Consider the following 16,911-nt stretch of genomic DNA (forward strand, 5'->3'; position numbering starts at 1 on the left):
GGTTACTCCTTGCCTTGGGCTTCGGTCATGCGCCATATCAGCATAGCGACCGCAGCATTCATGCGAAAAAGCGGGTCGTCGAGGGACTGCCCGCTCAATTGTTCGATGCGTTGCATCCGTTGATTGATGGTGTTGCGGTGCACGCCCAGGCGCTGCCCGGCCTTGAGGCCGTTGCCGTTTTCCTTGAGCAGCGCGTCGAGGGTGTGCAGCAGAGCGTTGGGCTGCTTGCGCCCGGGTGCGCGAAGCGGGCCAAGGGTCTGGGTGACGAAGTCGTCGATCAGCGAGCGGTCGACGATACCTTGCAGCAGCCTTAGCACGCCAAGTTCGCTGAAGTCGCACAGGCCGGCAGCCGGGCGCAGGTTCTGCGCCACCTCCAGGGCCTGGCGTGCCTGGTTGAGGGCCTGACGATAGTGGCCGCAATCTTCGGCCGGGTTCGACAGCCCCATGAACAGGCCCATCTCCCCTGCCACTGCGGCCAGCTGTTGGTGCAGCCCGGCCAGGGCCGCACGCAGGCCGGGCGTATCCGGCAAAAGCAGCACGAACAGGTCGCCTGCCAGTTGCGCCGTCACCGCCCCAGGGTGGCCCCGGCACCAGGCTTCCAGTTGGTCTTCCAGCGCCTGCCGGGTGCTTTGCCACAGGCGCTCACCCTGGGCCAGCCCATGCCGCTCGAACAACCCGTCCACTGCCGACAGGCGCAACGCCACCAGGCGCTGCGGCCCGTCCAGTTCAAGGTGCAGATGCGCTGCACGTTGGCGGGCGATGGCCAGGCTGGGGTAGTCACCGGTCAGCAGCTGGCCGAGGATGTCATTGCGCGAGCGGCGCACCTGGGCCATCTGCACCAGCGCCGTGCCGATCAGGTGGGTAACCACGACCATTTTCAGCGCATAGGGCTGCTCGATCAGCGGCAACCCCAATTGCTCGGCACGCTCGATCACCCCCAGTGGAATGCCCTGGATGAAACTGCCGCCAGTGAGGATCACCAGGCCAGCGATGCCTACCGCGTCGCCATCCTCGACCAGGCTCAGCAGGTTGCCCTCGCCGCGCGGGTGGTTGATGCCGGTGACGAACACCAGCTCGCCGCCCATCACCCATTCTGCGATGCCTTCGTTTTCTGCCACATAGGGCCAGCGCACCCGCCGCTGCAGGTTGCGCGCGCCGGCCCGCACGGCCATGTCTTCAAGCCCCGGCAGGTGGAGGATTTCTTCAAGCGCCAGGCTCACGGCTCGGCCCGGGCCTGGCCCAGCGCACGGCGCCGGCCACTCAGTTCAACCAGCAGGATGTAGCACAGCGCCGAGGCACCGATGCCCACCAGGGGCGCCACCCAGGGCGAGGCATAGGCCGCCACCGCACCCACGGCGTAGGCGCAAAGCCCCTTCAGGTTATAGCGCGGCAGGGTGACCGTGGCCAGCGCCGGGTATTTGCCACGGTGCCGGTACCAGAAATCCGCCATGATCACCCCGCCCACCGGCGGAATGATCGAGCCGAGCAGCACCAGGAACGGGATCAGCAATTCGTACATACCGCCGATCGCCAGCACGATACCGACGCCGGCTGCCACCAGCGTCGCCGTGCGCCGGCGCTCGCTGCGCAGCAGGTGGCAGGCCGCGGCGGCGACGTTATAGATGGTCGGCCCCTGGATCGTCCACAAGTTCAGGCAGAGCATCACCACCGCCGCGAACGACAGCCCTTGCAGCATCATTACCTCGACGATATCGGCCTGCTGGTACACCATCGCGCACCAGGCGCCTGCCACCACCATCAGCCCGTTGCCAAGCAAGAACGCCACCACGCTGGCCGTCACCGCCACCCGCCCACTGCGCGACAGGCGCGTCCAGTTGGTGGCCTGGGTGGCGCCGCTGGCGAAGGTGCCGAAGACCATGGTCACCGCCGCCGAGAAGGTCATGGTTTCGTGTGGCACCAGCGCCGCCAGCTGTTGCAGCCCACCCACGTCGCGTGTGGCGATGACCATCGAGATGATCAGCAGCGCGAACATCAGCGGCACCGAGACCCGCGACAGCAGGTCCAGCCCCTTGAAGCCGACGATTGCCGTGATGCTGAAGCCAAGCCCGAACAGCACCATCAACGGCACCGTGTAGCCTTCCGCCAACCCCAGCAACTTGACCAGCACGATCGCCACGGTGGCGGTGCCCCAGGCGTACCAGCCCAGTTCGGCGAAGCCCAGCAGAAAGTCCGAAAGCCGGCTACCGGCCTCTCCGAAGCAGAAGCGCCCCATCAGCACGGTATTGAGGCCGCTACGCGAAGCGATGAATGCCAGGGCGGCGGCGTAAAGTGCCAGCAGCGTGTTGCCAATGGTGGCAATCCACAGCATGTCGACGAAATTGAAGGCCATGCCCAACTTGCCCCCGGCGAACATCGTCCCGGTAAAGAAGGTAAAGCTGAACAGCACCATGGCGATCGGCAACAGGCCTTTGCGGGCGTGCTGCGGCGCCTCGCACAGCGGGAATTCGGAGGGTGAGCTCATTGTTCGGGTGCTCCGGGTTGAAGTTGGAGCAGCAAGAGCAATATGCGGGCCGCTTTGGGCGGTGTGTGCCGCTGCGCAAAAGCGGGCGGACAGCATATGAAACAGTGTGCAAAGTGAACGGAATTAAGCATTTTGATTGGATTTTTATGTGCTTGATGACTCAATTTGACGCCATTGTGCACCAAAGCAGAACGCGGCTGGGTAGTTTTAACCCAGCCCATTGGATCGATCCAGAAGGGCGATGCAGGCCCGTGGCTTCAACGTGAACCTGTTCGCCGGCAGAATGTGCTTAGATGCCCCCAACAACCTCGCCAGGATGGCCCCCATGCCCTACCCCGCTCTGCCCCATACCCTGTCCACCCCGCGCACGCGCCTGGTCCGCCCGGACACGGCATTTGCCGAGCAATTGCGCCAGGCTTTGCTAGGCAGCTATGACCTGCACGCCCCCTTCCTGGCTTGGGCCAAGCCCGACTGGACGCTGGAAGAGGTACGCGAAAGCCTGCAGCTGAGCGCCAGCGAGTTCCTTGACCCAGCCGCCGAAAAGCGCTTTTTCGTGCTGCAACCAGGCGGCGAGGCCGTGATCGGCTGCATCGGCCTGCGCCCGGGCAATGATGAATATGAAGTGGGCTACTGGGCCAACCAGGCCTTCAGCGGCCATGGGCTCATGCGTGAGGCGCTGATTGGTCTGCTGGACGCCGTCGACAGTGCTGTGTGGCTGACCACCGATATCGACAACAAGGCCAGCCAGCGCCTGGCCGAGCGCGCCGGGTTCAAGGCAGCTGGCAGCACGCTCACAGAACTGGACCCCAGCACGCCGCGGCCCCTCTATCGGCGTGCGCCCGCGAAGCGGCCGGCTGCCTCAAACCCGTTGGCCTGATCAGCAGCAAGGGAACTACCGCCCGTGTTCCGCCATCTTAAACACTGAGTGGTAATTCCCTTGGGCTTCACGCTACTGGAGATCACGATATGCGCCACCTATTCCTCGCCCCTGCGCTGCTGCTCCTGCTGCCTGCCGGTGCCGCCCTGGCCCGCGTCGATGCGGGCGACGTCGCCACCTCGGCCGGTGTCTCGGCCTCGTTGTACTCGACCTTCAAGGATGACAAACGGATCATCCCCGCCCGTGACGAGCTATCTGCATTCGTCGCCAGTGGTGGTGCGATCCGTGGCGCCTATGTGGAGTCGGCGCTGGAACAGGCCCGCAAGGACAACCCTGGCCTGCAGGCCAGTGACGAAGAACTGGCCCGGGCGATACTGTCCCAGGATGACCCAGTCGCGCACCATTGATGCCCCTAAGGCCCTATCGCGCGCCAGCCCGCCCCTGTAGGAGCGGGCTTGCCCGCGATAGGGCCACAATTAGCGCTGCAGGCTAACAGCTCAGGGACTAGGCTCAACGGTTCACCACAACAAGGAAGAACCGATGCCTTTGCCCCGCCCTCCCCACGCCATCGCCCTGGCGCTACTGATCGCCTGCACACACGCCACCGCCGCCGATCCCTCTCCCCAGGACCTGCTCAAACAGGCCCAGGGCGAACAACCGGCCTACCTTGAAACCCTCAAGACCTTGGTTTCGGTCGATACCGGCACCGGCACCGAAGCTGGCCTTACGCAAATCAGCGCCGAATTGGTCAAACGCCTCAAGGCATTGGGCGCCGACGTCCAGACCCACCCCGCAACACCCTCCGTGGGCGACAACATCGTCGGCACCTTCAAAGGCACCGGCAGCAAGGACTTCCTGCTGATGGTCCACTACGACACCGTGTTCGTGCCCGGCACCGTGGCCAAACGCCCATTCCGCGTTGACGGCCCGCGCGCCTACGGCCCCGGGGTTGCCGATGCCAAGGGCGGTGTGGCGATGATCCTGCATGCGCTCAAGCTGCTGCAGCAGCAGGAATTCAAGGGCTACCGCACGCTTACGGTGCTGTTCAACCCAGACGAGGAAATGGGCTCGGCCGGCTCCAGGCAGATCATCGCCGAGCTGGCCCGCAAGCATGATTACGTATTCTCCTACGAGCCGCCGGACAAGGACGCCGTCACGGTGGCCACCAACGGTATCAACCGCCTCAAGCTTGAGGTCAAGGGCCGTGCCTCGCACGCAGGCTCCGCGCCCGAGCAAGGGCGCAACGCGCTGACCGAACTGGCCCACCAGCTGCTTCAGCTCAAGGACCTGGGTGATGCGGGCAAAGGCACCACGGTAAACTGGACCCTGGCCAAGGCCGGTGAAAAAGCCAATATCATCCCGGCGCTGGCCACGGCCGAAGCGGACATGCGCTATTCGGACCTGACCGAAACCGACCGCGTGCAGGCTGATGCCCAGCGCATCGTGAAAACGCAGCTGGTGGCAGACACCCAAGCCACCGTCACCGTGGAAAAGGGCCGGCCGCCCCTGGCGCGCAATGACGCTTCGGCGAAATTGGCACAGACCGCGCAACAGCTGTACGGCGAGGTCGGCCACAAGATCGAGCCGATTGCCATGCGCTTCGGTACTGATGCCGGTTATGCCTACGTGCCGGGCAGCGACAAGCCGGCGGTGCTGGAAACGCTGGGTGTGGTCGGGGCGGGGTTGCATGGCGATGATGAATACATCGAGCTGAGCAGCGTCGCGCCGCGGTTGTACTTGACGGTGGCGATGATCAGGCACCTGGCACAGTAATGTAGCGTCTGCGATGGCCCTTTCGCGGGGCAAGCCCGCTCCCACAGGATATGCGCAGTTCCAAGCCTTGCAGTGTACTTGTGGCAGCGGGCTTGCCCCGCGAAGCGGCCGGCACCGGTGGCCTCACCCCCACCCATCCATGCGCATCGTCGCACGCACCAGGCGCTGCTCTTCCTGCTCGATCTCGCGCAAACTGTCGCGAATCCCGTTGATATGCTCGCGCGCCGCCCGCTGCGCCTGCTCCGGCAACTGTTCCATCACCGCCTGATACAGCCGTGCATGCTGGCGGTCGATCTGGCGCTTCTGCGCCGGCCGGCAGTACAGGTTGTTGACCGAAGCAAACACCGTGCTCAAGGTCAGGTCGCTGAGCGACTGCAGGGTATGCACCAGTACGGGGTTGTGCGAGGCCTCGCTGATTGCGCGGTGGAAGGCATGGTCGCGCCGCGCATGCTCGCGAGCATCGAGCCCATCTGGCGAAGCGTGGGCCGCGAGCATGTCTTCGTAACGGCGGCGGATCAGCAGGCGGTCGACCTCGGTGGCCCGCAACGCCGCCAAGCGAGCGGATTCGGCCTCCAGCAAGGCACGTACTTCGAGCAGGTCGAACAAGGTGCGTGGCTGCGAGCTGAACAGGTGCATCAAGGGCGTGGCCCCTGCCTGCTGCCCGGTCAGGTCGGCCACGAACGAGCCGCGCCCCTGCTCAGTGTCGATGATCCCGCGCCCACGCAGGATGCGCAGGCCTTCGCGCAGCGCCGAGCGCGAGCAGCCGAGCTTTTCCACCAGGCGCCGCTCTGATGGCAAGGCCTGACCGACCTTCAGCACACCTTCCACGATCAGCCGCTCGACCCGCTCTGCCACCTGATCGGCGATCTTGGCCTTGCCTTCAGCACCCATGCGCGCACTCCAACTGGTAGGACCACTGCTATAGCTTGCGCCAATTTAGCCGGCCGAACCTGCAAATAACCAGTGCATCTCGCAAAAACTGGTAGGACCAGTGCGCGAGCGGCTCGACCACACCCGCCAGCGCGCGCAGGCTGCAAAGGTGAACGGTCTACCCACAACAACAAAAATTGCCGGTGAGTGAGCCTGATGAACATTCTCTACGACGAACGGGTCGATGGCGCGCTGCCTGCCGTAGACCTGCCTGACCTGCTAAAGGCCTTGCGCGAGTCACTGCCCGATCTCGAAATCCTGCACCGCGCTGAGGACCTCAAACCTTACGAATGCGACGGCCTTTCGGCCTACCGCACGGTGCCGCTACTGGTGGTGCTGCCCGAACGTCTGGAACAGGTGCAGACCCTGCTGAAGCTGTGCCACCAGCGTGGCGTGCCGGTGGTTGCACGCGGCGCGGGTACCGGGCTGTCGGGCGGCGCATTGCCGTTGGCCAAGGGCATCCTGCTGGTGATGGCACGCTTCAACCGCATTCTGGAGGTCAACTCGCAAGGGCGTTTCGCGCGGGTTCAGCCGGGTGTTCGCAACCTGGCGATCTCCCAGGCGGCTGCGCCATATGGCCTGTATTACGCACCCGACCCGTCCTCGCAGATTGCCTGCTCCATCGGTGGCAACGTGGCCGAAAACGCCGGCGGCGTGCATTGCCTGAAATACGGCCTGACCGTGCACAACCTGCTCAAGGTCGAGATCCTCACCGTCGAAGGCGAACACCTGACCCTGGGCAGCGACGCCCTCGACAGCCCGGGTTTCGACCTGCTGGCCTTGTTCACCGGCTCCGAAGGCATGCTCGGCATCGTCACCGAAGTGACCGTCAAGCTGCTACCCAAACCCCAGGTGGCGCGGGTGTTGCTGGCCAGTTTCGACAGTGTGGAGGACGCCGGCCGTGCCGTGGCCGAGATCATCGCCGCCGGCATCATCCCCGGTGGCCTGGAAATGATGGACAACCTGGCGATCCGCGCCGCCGAGGACTTTATCCACGCCGGCTACCCGGTAGACGCGGCGGCCATCCTGCTGTGCGAACTGGATGGCGTGGAGGCCGATGTGCAGGATGACTGCGAGCGGGTGGCGGCCGTGCTGCAGCAAGCCGGCGCCCGCGAAGTGCGCCTGGCCTGCGACGAGGCCGAGCGCGTGCGCTTCTGGGCCGGGCGCAAGAACGCCTTCCCGGCCGTGGGGCGGATCTCGCCGGACTACTACTGCATGGACGGCACCATCCCGCGGCGCGAGCTGCCACGGGTGCTCAAAGGCATCAGCGACCTGTCCGAGGAGTACGGCCTGCGTGTGGCCAACGTGTTCCATGCCGGCGACGGCAACATGCATCCGCTGATCCTGTTCGATGCCAACCTGCCGGGCGAACTGGAACGCGCCGAGGCCATCGGCGGGCGCATCCTGGAACTGTGCGTGGCCGTGGGCGGCAGCATCACCGGTGAACACGGTGTCGGGCGGGAAAAGATCAACCAGATGTGCGCGCAGTTCAACAGCGACGAAATCACCCTGTTCCATGCGGTCAAGGCGGCGTTCGACCCCCAAGGGTTGCTCAACCCCGGCAAGAACATCCCCACCCTGCACCGCTGCGCCGAGTTCGGCGCGATGCACGTGCACCGCGGGCAACTGCCCTTCCCTGAGCTGGAGCGCTTCTGATGAGCATGGACCGCGACATCAGCCTGGACCTGCTCGAGCAGGTCAACCAGGCCTTGAACCTGAACACCCCGCTGCGCATCCAGGGCAGCAACAGCAAAGCCATGCTCGGCCGCCCGATTGGCGGGGAGATCATCGACACCCGCAACCACCGCGGCATCGTCAGCTACGACCCGACCGAGCTGGTGCTCACCGCCCGCGCCGGCACGCCGCTGGTGGAGATCGAGGCGGCATTGTTCGAGGCCGGGCAGATGCTGCCCTGCGAGCCGCCGCATCTGGGCACCGGCGCGACCCTCGGCGGCATGGTCGCGGCTGGGCTGTCCGGGCCGCGCCGGCCCTGGGCGGGGTCGGTACGTGATTACGTACTCGGCACGCGCGTCATCACCGGCCACGGCAAGCTGCTGCGGTTTGGCGGCGAGGTGATGAAGAACGTGGCCGGTTACGACGTGTCGCGGTTGATGGCGGGCAGTTTCGGTTGCCTGGGTGTACTGACCGAGGTGTCATTGAAAGTGCTCCCGCGCCCACGCCAGTGCCTGAGCCTGCGCCTGCCAATGGACCGTCATCTCGCCGTGGCCGAGCTGGCCGAATGGGGCCAGCAACCGTTGCCGATCAGCGCCGCCTGCCACGATGGCGACGCACTGTACCTGCGCCTGGAAGGCGGTGAAGGCTCGGTGCAATCGGCCCGCCAGCGCCTGGGCGGCGATGAGCTCGACAGCCGTTTCTGGGGCGACCTGCGCGAGCTGCGCATGGCCTTCTTCGAGGGCCCTGAACCGCTGTGGCGTGTGTCGGTGCCGCTTGCCGCCGGTGAGCTCGACCTGCCTGGGCGCCAGCTCATCGACTGGGGCGGCGCCCAGCGCTGGCTGAAATCGACTGCCCCCGCACGGCAGATCCGCGAACAGGCCGCCAAGGCCGGCGGCCACGTCACCGGTTACGCCACAGGTGAAGACAGCACTGCACCGCTGCCCGCTGGGTTGCTGCGCTACCACCGCGCCCTCAAGCAGCAACTCGACCCCCAGGGTGTGTTCAACCCTGGCCGCCTGTACCCTGACCTGTGAGGCCACGCCATGCAAACCAACCTGAGCGACACCGCCAAGCGCCTGGCCCGCGCCGAAGAGGCCGAAAGCATCCTGCGCTCGTGCGTGCACTGTGGCTTCTGCACGGCCACCTGCCCCACCTACCAGCTGCTCGGCGATGAGCTGGACGGCCCGCGTGGGCGTATCTACCTGATCAAACAGGTGCTCGAAGGCGAGCCGGTGACGGCCAGCACGCAGCTGCACCTGGACCGCTGCCTGACCTGCCGCAACTGCGAGACCACCTGCCCGTCCGGGGTGAAATACCATGACCTGCTGGACATCGGCCGCGCCGTGGTCGAGCAGCAGGTGCCCCGCCCGCTCGGCCAGCGCCTGTTGCGCCAAGGCCTGCGCACGGTGGTGCCGCGCCCGGCGCTGTTCAAGGCGTTGACCCGCACCGGCCAGGCCCTGCGCCCGCTGCTGCCGGCCACACTGAAGAGCAAGTTGCCAGCACAGATAGCCGCGCCCGGCGAGCGCCCGCCGGTGCGCCACGCCCGTCGGGTGCTGCTGCTCGAAGGGTGCGTGCAACCGGCGCTGTCGCCCAACACCAACGCCGCCGCCGCGCGCCTGCTCGACCGGCTGGGCATCAGCGTGGTGCCCGCATTCGAAGCCGCCTGCTGTGGCGCGGTGGATTACCACCTCAATGCACAGCCGCGCGGCCTTGAGCGTGCCCGACGCAACATCGATGCCTGGTGGCCGGCCATCGAGGCCGGCGCCGAAGCCATTGTGCAGACCGCCAGCGGCTGCGGTGCTTTCGTACACGATTACGGCCACCTGCTGGAAAAGGACCCGCACTATGCCGCCAAGGCCGCCCGGGTCAGCGCGTTGTCGCGTGACCTGGTGCAAGTGCTGCGCGACGAACCGGTCGAGCAGCTGGGGCTGTGCGCGGACCAGCGCCTGGCCTTCCATTGCCCCTGCACCCTTCAGCATGCACTCAAGCTCGGTGGCCAGGTTGAAGCCCTGCTTACCCGCCTGGGCTTCACCCTGACTGCGGTACCGGACGGCCACCTGTGCTGCGGCTCGGCCGGGACCTACTCGCTGACCCAGCCCGAGCTGTCGCGGCAACTGCGCGACAATCGCCTTAACGCGCTGGAAAGCGGCAAGCCACAAGTCATCGCCACCGCCAACATCGGCTGCCAGACCCACCTTGACGGTGCCGGGCGCACGCCGGTGCGCCACTGGATCGAAATCGTCGAAGCCGCCCTTGACCCGGAGAACCGCCATGCATAGCAAGTCTGTGATCGGCCAGGCCGAAGTAACCCGCCTGCTCGCCGCCGCCCGCCAGGAAGCCCAGGCGCAACAGTGGAACGTGACCATCGCGGTGGTCGACGACGGCGGCCATCCGCTGGGCCTGGAGCGCATGGATGGCTGCGCGCCGGCCAGTGCCTACATCGCCATGGAAAAGGCCCGCAGCGCGGCGCTTGGGCGCAAGGAAACGCGCGACTACGAGCAGATGGTCAACGGCGGGCGCACGGCGTTCGTCACCGCGCCACTGTTGACCAGCCTGGAAGGTGGGGTGCCCTTGCTGGTGGAGGGTCAGGTGGTGGGTGCCATCGGCGTTTCCGGGGTCAAGCCCGAACAAGATGCGCAAGTGGCCAAAGCGGGTGCCGGGGCGCTGTAGTCGGAAAACCCGCTTCTCAGGCCCGACGCTGCACCTGTAGGAGCGGGTTCACCCGCCAGAGGCCATCACCCACAACGGATTTCTCAAAGTATGACTAAGAGCAAAACTACCATGCCCAATCATCTTCAGGTCGCCCCCCTCCTGCAGCGCTTCATTGAGGACGAAGTCCTCCCCGGCACCGGCATCGACGCCACCGCGTTCTGGCAGGGCTTCAGCACGCTGGTCCACGACCTCGCGCCGCGCAACCGCGAACTGCTCGCCGAACGCGACCGCCTGCAAACCGAACTGGACACCTGGCACCGCCAACACCCTGGCCCAATCACGGACATGGCGGCGTACCAGTCGTTCTTGCGCGGCATTGGCTACCTTGTCGAAAGCCCCGAGCAGGTCAGCATCACCACCACCCACGTTGACCGCGAAATCGCCGAGCAAGCCGGCCCGCAGCTGGTAGTTCCACTGAGCAACGCCCGCTATGCCCTCAACGCCGCCAACGCCCGCTGGGGTTCGCTGTATGACGCGCTGTATGGCACCGATGCGATTGCCGACAGCGACGGCGCCCAGCGCGGCCAGGGTTACAACCCCACGCGGGGTGCACGGGTCATTGCCTTCGGCCGAAGCCTGCTCGACCAGGCCACGCCGCTCGAAGGCGCCTCGCATAGCGAGGCAACGGGTTACGCAATCAGCCAAGGCGCGCTGCTCGTCACCTTGAAAGATGGCCGCCAGGTTGGCCTCAAGCAGGCCAACCAACTGCGCGGTTATCAGGGCGAGCCGGGCAAGCCTTCGGCGATCGTCCTGCAGCACCACCGTCTGCATCTGGAAATCCAGATCGACCCGAGCAGCACCATCGGCCAGGCTGACCTCGCAGGGGTCAAGGACATCCTTGTGGAGGCTGCGCTGACCACCATCATCGACTGCGAGGACTCGGTGGCAGCCGTGGACGCCGAGGACAAGGTCAACGTCTATCGCAACTGGCTGGGCCTGATGAAAGGCGACCTGAGCGAGCAGGTCAGCAAGGGTGGCAAGACCTTCACCCGCGCATTGGCAAAAGACCGCGAGTACCAAGGGGCAGATGGCAAGCCGCTGACCCTGCCGGGCCGTTCGCTGCTGTTCATCCGCAATGTCGGCCACTTGATGACCAACCCGGCGATCCATGACCGAGACGGCCGCGAGATTCCCGAGGGCATCCTCGACGCGGTGGTGACCAGCCTGATCGGCCTGCACGACCTCAAACGCCGCGGCAACTCCCGCGAGGGCAGCCTGTACATCGTCAAACCAAAGATGCACGGGCCGGCCGAAGTCGCCTTCGCCGATCAGCTGTTCAGCCGTGTCGAAGACCTGCTGGGCGTACCACGTAATACGCTGAAGATGGGCATCATGGACGAGGAGCGGCGCACCAGCGTCAACCTCAAGGCCTGCATCGCCAGCGCGGCGGCGCGGGTGGTGTTCATCAACACGGGCTTCCTCGACCGCACCGGCGACGAGATGCACACAGCCATGGAGGCCGGCGCCATGCTGCGCAAAGGCGACATGAAAGGCAGCGCCTGGATTCAGGCTTATGAGCGCAGCAACGTTCTGGTTGGCCTGGCCTGCGGCCTGCGCGGTAAGGCGCAGATCGGCAAAGGCATGTGGGCGATGCCCGACTTGATGGCGGCGATGCTCGAGCAGAAAATTGCCCAGCCTCGCGCTGGCGCCAATACCGCCTGGGTGCCCTCACCCACTGCCGCGACCCTGCATGCCCTGCATTATCACCAGGTCGATGTGGCGGCGGTGCAACAGCAACTGGAACAAGCCGACCTGGCCCGCGAGCACGCGCCGTTGTTGCGCGACCTGCTGAGCATTCCGGTCAGCCCCGACACGCCATGGCGCGCAGAGGACATCCAGGCCGAATTGGACAACAACTGCCAAGGCATCCTGGGCTATGTGGTGCGTTGGGTCGAGCAAGGTGTGGGCTGTTCCAAAGTGCCGGACATCCATGATGTCGGCCTCATGGAAGACCGCGCCACCCTGCGCATCTCGGCCCAGCATATTGCCAACTGGCTGCACCATGGCGTGGTTGGCGCCGAACAGGTGGAGCGGACGCTGCAGCGGATGGCCAAGGTGGTCGATCAGCAGAATGCCGGCGATGCGGCGTATCGGCCGATGGCGGCTGACTTTGCAGGGTCGCATGCCTTCTGCGCGGCGCGGGAGTTGGTGTTCAAGGGGCGTGAGCAGCCGAGCGGGTATACCGAACCGTTGCTGCATGGTTGGCGGTTGCGGTTCAAGCAGGAGGTCATGGGTTGATTGTGCGAGGGGCCGCTGTGCGGCCCATTCGCGGGTAGACCCGCGCCTACAGGCCGGCGTTGTATCCGCGAATGGAGCAGCACTGTCTACATCAATCCTGCTGCCTGACCACCACCGGCTCACCAATGGCATAGAAATGCCCACCCGCCACATAGTGCAGGCTGCGCCACTGCGGGTCGGCCTGCTCATAGGCCCAGTGCCCGTCACGGAACACCCGGTCATCGGCCCAGGCGGCCACCACTTCGCCGATGAACAGGTCATAGGTGCTCTGGTTGTGCGGCTCGTCGATCACCCGGCACATCAACCAGGCCGAGCAGCCTTTGACCAGCGGCGCTGCATGCCCTTCGACGCGTTCCAGTTCAACGCCGATGCTGGCTAGTTTGTCGGGGTGATCAAAGAGGCTGCGGGTACCGACCTGATGGGTCAGTTGCGCTTGCGCGGCGGTCGGTACCTGGATCACGAACCAGCCACTGCCTTCGATCAATTGCCGGGTGCGGGCGATCTTGTCCAGCACAACGGTGACCTTGGGTGGGTCAAAGTCCAGCGCACAGGCCCAGGCGGCGGCCATGACGTTGTCCACGCCTTGGTGGCTGGCCGACACCAGCACGGTCGGCCCGTGGTTGAGCAGGCGGTAGGCCTTTTGCAGGTCGACGGCTTGAAAATGGCTGTTCATCGATGTCCTCGGTAAGCGCGCAATCAGATGCGTAATTGTGCAGCATCAATAAACCCACGGCATCCATCCTGTATCTTCGGAAAATTCCTACCCACCCTCTCGGAAACGCCCTACTTGTCGCGCTCGCCCGGCGAAAACATCATCGGCACTTGCGATCAGAGGAAGCTGCCCTATGCATCCACACGCCCAAACCACGGCCGAGTTGCGCAGCACGCTGCGCGAACTGTTGGCCCACGAGGTCGACAACCCGGATGAAGACCCGCACCTGTCGGGGGTGTTGTTCTTCTGTGCCACCGACGAACGAACACGGCAGCTGATCGAGCGCATCGAGTTGCTGGCCAGCGAGGTGTTTTTCGACGCCTACGGCCGCGCCATCGCCCATCGTATGCGTGCTGTAGCGGTTGACGGCGTCTCTATCAAGCAGAAGCACAAGGCGCAGGCGGACGAGACGGTGATCCGCATTGCACTGGTGGACAAGGGCTATATCACCGTGAGCACGGCCCGGTTCTGAAACCAACAACGCCCCCAGCCGTTGCCGTTGCTGTTGCCGTTGCCGTGCTTCTGCTTCTAAGCGCGCAATAGCCCAGACGACACAGATTGCGACTTCAGGAGGCCGAGCGGAGGTCTTGCGGAGGGAGGTGACGGGCATGGATGCCCGTCAAGCGCTTCGGCCCATGGATGGGCCGTGGGCGCGGTCCTATGTACGTGCACTAACCTGTAACCCATGTGGGTGGGTCATACCGACTGCGGGCTTGAGGGCAGCACCAGAATTTTGCAAAGTTCCGCTATCCTCAGCACTCTCGCGCCCCGGACACGATCATGGAACTGCACATTCGCCTGGAAGGCCGAAAAGGCTTGGCCGACCAGCTCTACCAACAATTGCGCGCCGGCATCGACAGTGGCCACCTAGCCGCCGGCACCCAGCTGCCACCCACCCGCCTGCTGGCCGAACAACTCGGCGTGTCACGCAAAACCGTGGCCGAAGCCTATTCGCGCCTGACCTATGACAACCTCCTCAGTGGCGTAGTCGGCCGCGGCACCTTCATCACCCCACGCCAACCAGTGCACAGCAACGAATCACAAACCGTGCCCCTCGCCGCCGCAGCCTCGCTGGACCGCTGGCAACAACGCGCCACCGTACTCGCCAGACGCACCCATGAAGCACCCTCACGGTATGACTTCGTGGGCGGCGCCTCGATCAAGTCGCAATTCCCGTTCGACCACTGGCGCAGCTGCCTGAACTACGCCCTGCGCCGCAGCCAGCGCCACCCCGAACGACAGTTCCAGGCCCAAGGCCTGCCCGAGCTGCGCGAAGCCATCGCCCACCACATCGCCTTCGCCCGGGGCGTGCATTGCAGCGCCGCCGATATCCTGGTGTGCAACGGCGCCCAACAAGCGCTGGACCTGATTGCCCGGGTGCTGATCGAACCCGGCTGCCCGGTGGCCATGGAAGACCCCGGCTACCCGCCCGCACGCCAGCTGTTCCTGGCCCTCGGTGCACGCCTGCAATCAGTACCCGTGGACGATCAAGGTATGTGCGTGGAGCAGATCGCCGACGGCACCCGGCTGATCTACGTGACCCCCTCGCACCAGTTCCCGCTCGGCATGCCCATGAGCGAACCACGCCGCCAAGCGTTGCTGGCCAGGGCCGCCGAGCTCGGCGCGCTGATCATTGAAGACGACTACGACTGTGAGTTCCGCTACCACGGCCCGCCTTCCGAAGCCCTGCAGCGCCTCGACCAGCATGGCCTGGTGGCCTACGTCGGCACGTTCTCCAAGACCCTGCTGCCAGAACTGCGCCTGGGCTACGCGGTGCTGCCACCGGCCGTGCTCGGCGCTGCCTGCGTGGCCAAGCACCTGAGCGACTGGCACAGCCCGACGCTGCTGCAGTGGGCGCTGGCGCGGTTTATCAGCGAAGGGCACCTGAGCAAGCACATCCGCCGCTGCCACGACATCTACAGTGCCCGCCGCGCACGCATCCTGGCGCGACTGGAGGGCGACCTGGCGCCGTGGTTCGAGGCCGTGCCGGCCAGTGCCGGGTTCCACCTCAGCGCCCTGGCACAAGCCGGCGTGGATATCGAGCTGCTGGCCAACCTCGCCCGCAAGGTCGAGGTCGGCCTGTACTCGCTGGCGCCTTTCTTCAGCGAAGTGCCAGTGCGGCCTGGCCTGGTGTTCGGCTTTGGCGCGATCGAACTGCTGGATATCGACCCGGCGCTGGACCGCGTGCGCGATACGTTGCAGCGCCTCAGTTGACGGCGGTGGCCTGGCCGCCCTGGCGTGGCCGCGCAATCGCGGCGGCATAGCCGCGTGGTGCGAAACACGCGGTCACCAGCAGCATCGCCAGCACCGTGACGGTCAATAGCGTCCATGAGGCCTGGAAGTCACCACTGACGTCACGCAACCAACCGGTGATGTACGGCACGGTGCCTGTGATGATGAAGCCGATCCCCTGCACGAACGCCGCCAGGCTACCCGCCCCACCGGGTGTTTTCAGGTGCTCGAGCGTCAAGGTCAGACTCAGGCTGAAGCACGCACCCAGGCCAAAACCGATCATCGCCACCCACACGCCCATTGCCGCTGCCGGCGCCAGCAACAACCCCAGAAAGCCCACCAGCTGCACCGACAATGCTAGCCAAAGCCCGGGCCGACGGTCCGCTAACCGCCGCAGCAGCAACGGCAAGCCGAGCGCGCCTGCGACCTGGAAGAGGGTCATCAGGCCCACCAGGTCACCACCGCCCTGGGCCGTGCCGCCATGTTCCAGGTGATAGGCCGGCAGCCAGGCGACCATGCTGGTGTAACCGCCGTTGATCAAGCCGAAGTAAAGCGCCAGCAGCCATGCCCGGCGCGTTCCGAACCAATGCCCCTCGGCAGCCCCTGCCAGCTTGGGCGCCGCTTCACGCGGGCGCAGCACTGCCCAGGCAAGCACGGCCAGCACAGCGGGAATCGCCCACAAGCCAAGGCCTGCCTGCCAATGGCCGAAATAGCCACTGAGGTGTGGGCCCAGCACCGCAGCCAGCCCACCGCCGCTCATCAATGCCGCCGAATACAGGCCCATGGTCCCTGCCAGGCGAGTGGGGAACCAGCGGTTGACCAGCCCCGGCATCATGCCCTGCACTACCGCCACACCCAGCCCGGCCAGCACCGCACTGGCAATCAGCGCCCAGGCGCTGTCCAGCTGCAGCCGCCACAGGCAGGCCAGGCTGATAGCCGCCAGCCCGCCGAGCATGCCGCCGTGCTCACTGACCCAGCGGCGCAGCCAAGGCTGCAGCAACGGTACCAGGCCCATGCATAGCACCGGCAGCGCAGTCAGCAGTGCGGCTTGCTGGTAACCCAGGCCGGTACTGGCGCGCATCGGTTCGAGCAGCGGGCCGATGCTGGTCAGGATTGGCCGCAAGTTCAGCGCCAACAGCAGCACCAACAACAAATTCAAAGCACCTCTCATTACGTGATCGCCTGTTTCCCTAGTCAGGGGCGATTATCCCGCTTCGCCAAGCGGGGCAGAAATGAAGAGATTGGATGCACATCAGTGGGCACCTGAATGGTGCAATTGGC

General features: G+C 65.5%; 15 protein-coding genes. 10 read left to right on the top strand and 5 right to left on the bottom strand.

What is annotated here, in order from left to right; all coding sequences use genetic code 11:
• Positions 1 to 2: 2 nt before the first annotated feature.
• A complete protein-coding gene (locus tag ACFY68_RS13810; RefSeq protein WP_387528056.1) occupies positions 3 to 1,220 on the bottom strand; it encodes a PucR family transcriptional regulator in 1,218 nt (405 codons plus the stop codon).
• Entirely contained in the window at positions 1,217 to 2,482 is a 1,266-nt protein-coding gene (codB, locus tag ACFY68_RS13815; RefSeq protein ID WP_387528058.1) for a cytosine permease, read from the bottom strand. Before codB ends, ACFY68_RS13810 begins: the two co-directional genes overlap by 4 nt.
• Positions 2,483 to 2,807: 325 nt before the next feature.
• On the opposite strand from codB, the gene ACFY68_RS13820 reads away from it, so the two are divergent.
• From ACFY68_RS13820 to ACFY68_RS13830, 3 genes are all read left to right on the top strand, one after another.
• Positions 2,808 to 3,359, top strand: a complete 552-nt coding sequence (locus tag ACFY68_RS13820; protein WP_387528061.1) for a GNAT family N-acetyltransferase — start codon at positions 2,808 to 2,810, stop codon at positions 3,357 to 3,359.
• 89 nt (positions 3,360 to 3,448) lie between these two features.
• Positions 3,449 to 3,766, top strand: coding sequence for a DUF2388 domain-containing protein (locus ACFY68_RS13825; protein ID WP_346613007.1), 318 nt, complete (start codon positions 3,449 to 3,451; stop codon positions 3,764 to 3,766).
• A gap of 133 nt (positions 3,767 to 3,899) precedes the next feature.
• On the top strand, positions 3,900 to 5,132 hold the full coding sequence (locus tag ACFY68_RS13830) for a M20/M25/M40 family metallo-hydrolase (RefSeq protein WP_387528065.1): 1,233 nt from the start codon (positions 3,900 to 3,902) through the stop codon (positions 5,130 to 5,132).
• A gap of 123 nt (positions 5,133 to 5,255) precedes the next feature.
• Here ACFY68_RS13830 and glcC read toward each other — a convergent pair whose 3' ends face one another.
• Positions 5,256 to 6,023 carry a transcriptional regulator GlcC gene (glcC, locus tag ACFY68_RS13835; RefSeq protein WP_346613005.1) on the bottom strand — a complete coding sequence of 256 codons (768 nt, stop codon included), beginning with the start codon at positions 6,021 to 6,023 and terminating at the stop codon, positions 5,256 to 5,258.
• Between the two features lie 195 nt (positions 6,024 to 6,218).
• On the opposite strand from glcC, the gene glcD reads away from it, so the two are divergent.
• The 5 genes from glcD (at position 6,219) to ACFY68_RS13860 (ending at position 12,686) form a co-directional block, all read left to right on the top strand.
• On the top strand, positions 6,219 to 7,718 hold the full coding sequence (gene glcD / locus ACFY68_RS13840) for a glycolate oxidase subunit GlcD (RefSeq protein WP_387528069.1): 1,500 nt from the start codon (positions 6,219 to 6,221) through the stop codon (positions 7,716 to 7,718).
• A complete protein-coding gene (gene glcE / locus ACFY68_RS13845; protein WP_387528072.1) occupies positions 7,718 to 8,770 on the top strand; it encodes a glycolate oxidase subunit GlcE in 1,053 nt (350 codons plus the stop codon). Before glcD ends, glcE begins: the two co-directional genes overlap by 1 nt.
• 9 nt (positions 8,771 to 8,779) lie before the next feature.
• Positions 8,780 to 10,015 carry a glycolate oxidase subunit GlcF gene (gene glcF, locus ACFY68_RS13850; RefSeq protein ID WP_387528075.1) on the top strand — a complete coding sequence of 412 codons (1,236 nt, stop codon included), beginning with the start codon at positions 8,780 to 8,782 and terminating at the stop codon, positions 10,013 to 10,015.
• Entirely contained in the window at positions 10,008 to 10,406 is a 399-nt protein-coding gene (locus ACFY68_RS13855; RefSeq protein WP_387528078.1) for a heme-binding protein, read from the top strand. Before glcF ends, ACFY68_RS13855 begins: the two co-directional genes overlap by 8 nt.
• A gap of 111 nt (positions 10,407 to 10,517) precedes the next feature.
• Positions 10,518 to 12,686: a malate synthase G gene (locus ACFY68_RS13860; RefSeq protein ID WP_387528081.1), complete on the top strand. Its 2,169-nt coding sequence runs from the start codon at positions 10,518 to 10,520 to the stop codon at positions 12,684 to 12,686.
• 91 nt (positions 12,687 to 12,777) lie between these two features.
• Here the strand turns inward: ACFY68_RS13860 and ACFY68_RS13865 are convergent, their stop codons facing one another.
• A complete protein-coding gene (locus ACFY68_RS13865) occupies positions 12,778 to 13,359 on the bottom strand; it encodes a flavin reductase family protein (RefSeq protein ID WP_387528084.1) in 582 nt (193 codons plus the stop codon).
• Positions 13,360 to 13,531: 172 nt separating this feature from the next.
• On the opposite strand from ACFY68_RS13865, the gene ACFY68_RS13870 reads away from it, so the two are divergent.
• Entirely contained in the window at positions 13,532 to 13,870 is a 339-nt protein-coding gene (locus tag ACFY68_RS13870) for a hypothetical protein (RefSeq protein WP_387528087.1), read from the top strand.
• Positions 13,871 to 14,178: 308 nt separating this feature from the next.
• Positions 14,179 to 15,612 (top strand): PLP-dependent aminotransferase family protein, encoded by a 1,434-nt coding sequence (locus ACFY68_RS13875; RefSeq protein ID WP_387528090.1) that lies wholly within the window; start codon positions 14,179 to 14,181, stop codon positions 15,610 to 15,612.
• On the opposite strand, the gene ACFY68_RS13880 is transcribed toward ACFY68_RS13875, so the two are convergent.
• The gene (locus ACFY68_RS13880; protein ID WP_387528092.1) at positions 15,605 to 16,801 is read right to left on the bottom strand and encodes a cyanate transporter; all 1,197 of its coding nucleotides are present in this window, start codon (positions 16,799 to 16,801) and stop codon (positions 15,605 to 15,607) included. The genes ACFY68_RS13875 and ACFY68_RS13880 overlap by 8 nt on opposite strands.
• Positions 16,802 to 16,911 lie beyond the last annotated feature (110 nt).

The sequence above is a fragment of the Pseudomonas sp. NPDC012596 genome (assembly GCF_042902325.1).
Lineage (GTDB): Bacteria > Pseudomonadota > Gammaproteobacteria > Pseudomonadales > Pseudomonadaceae > Aquipseudomonas.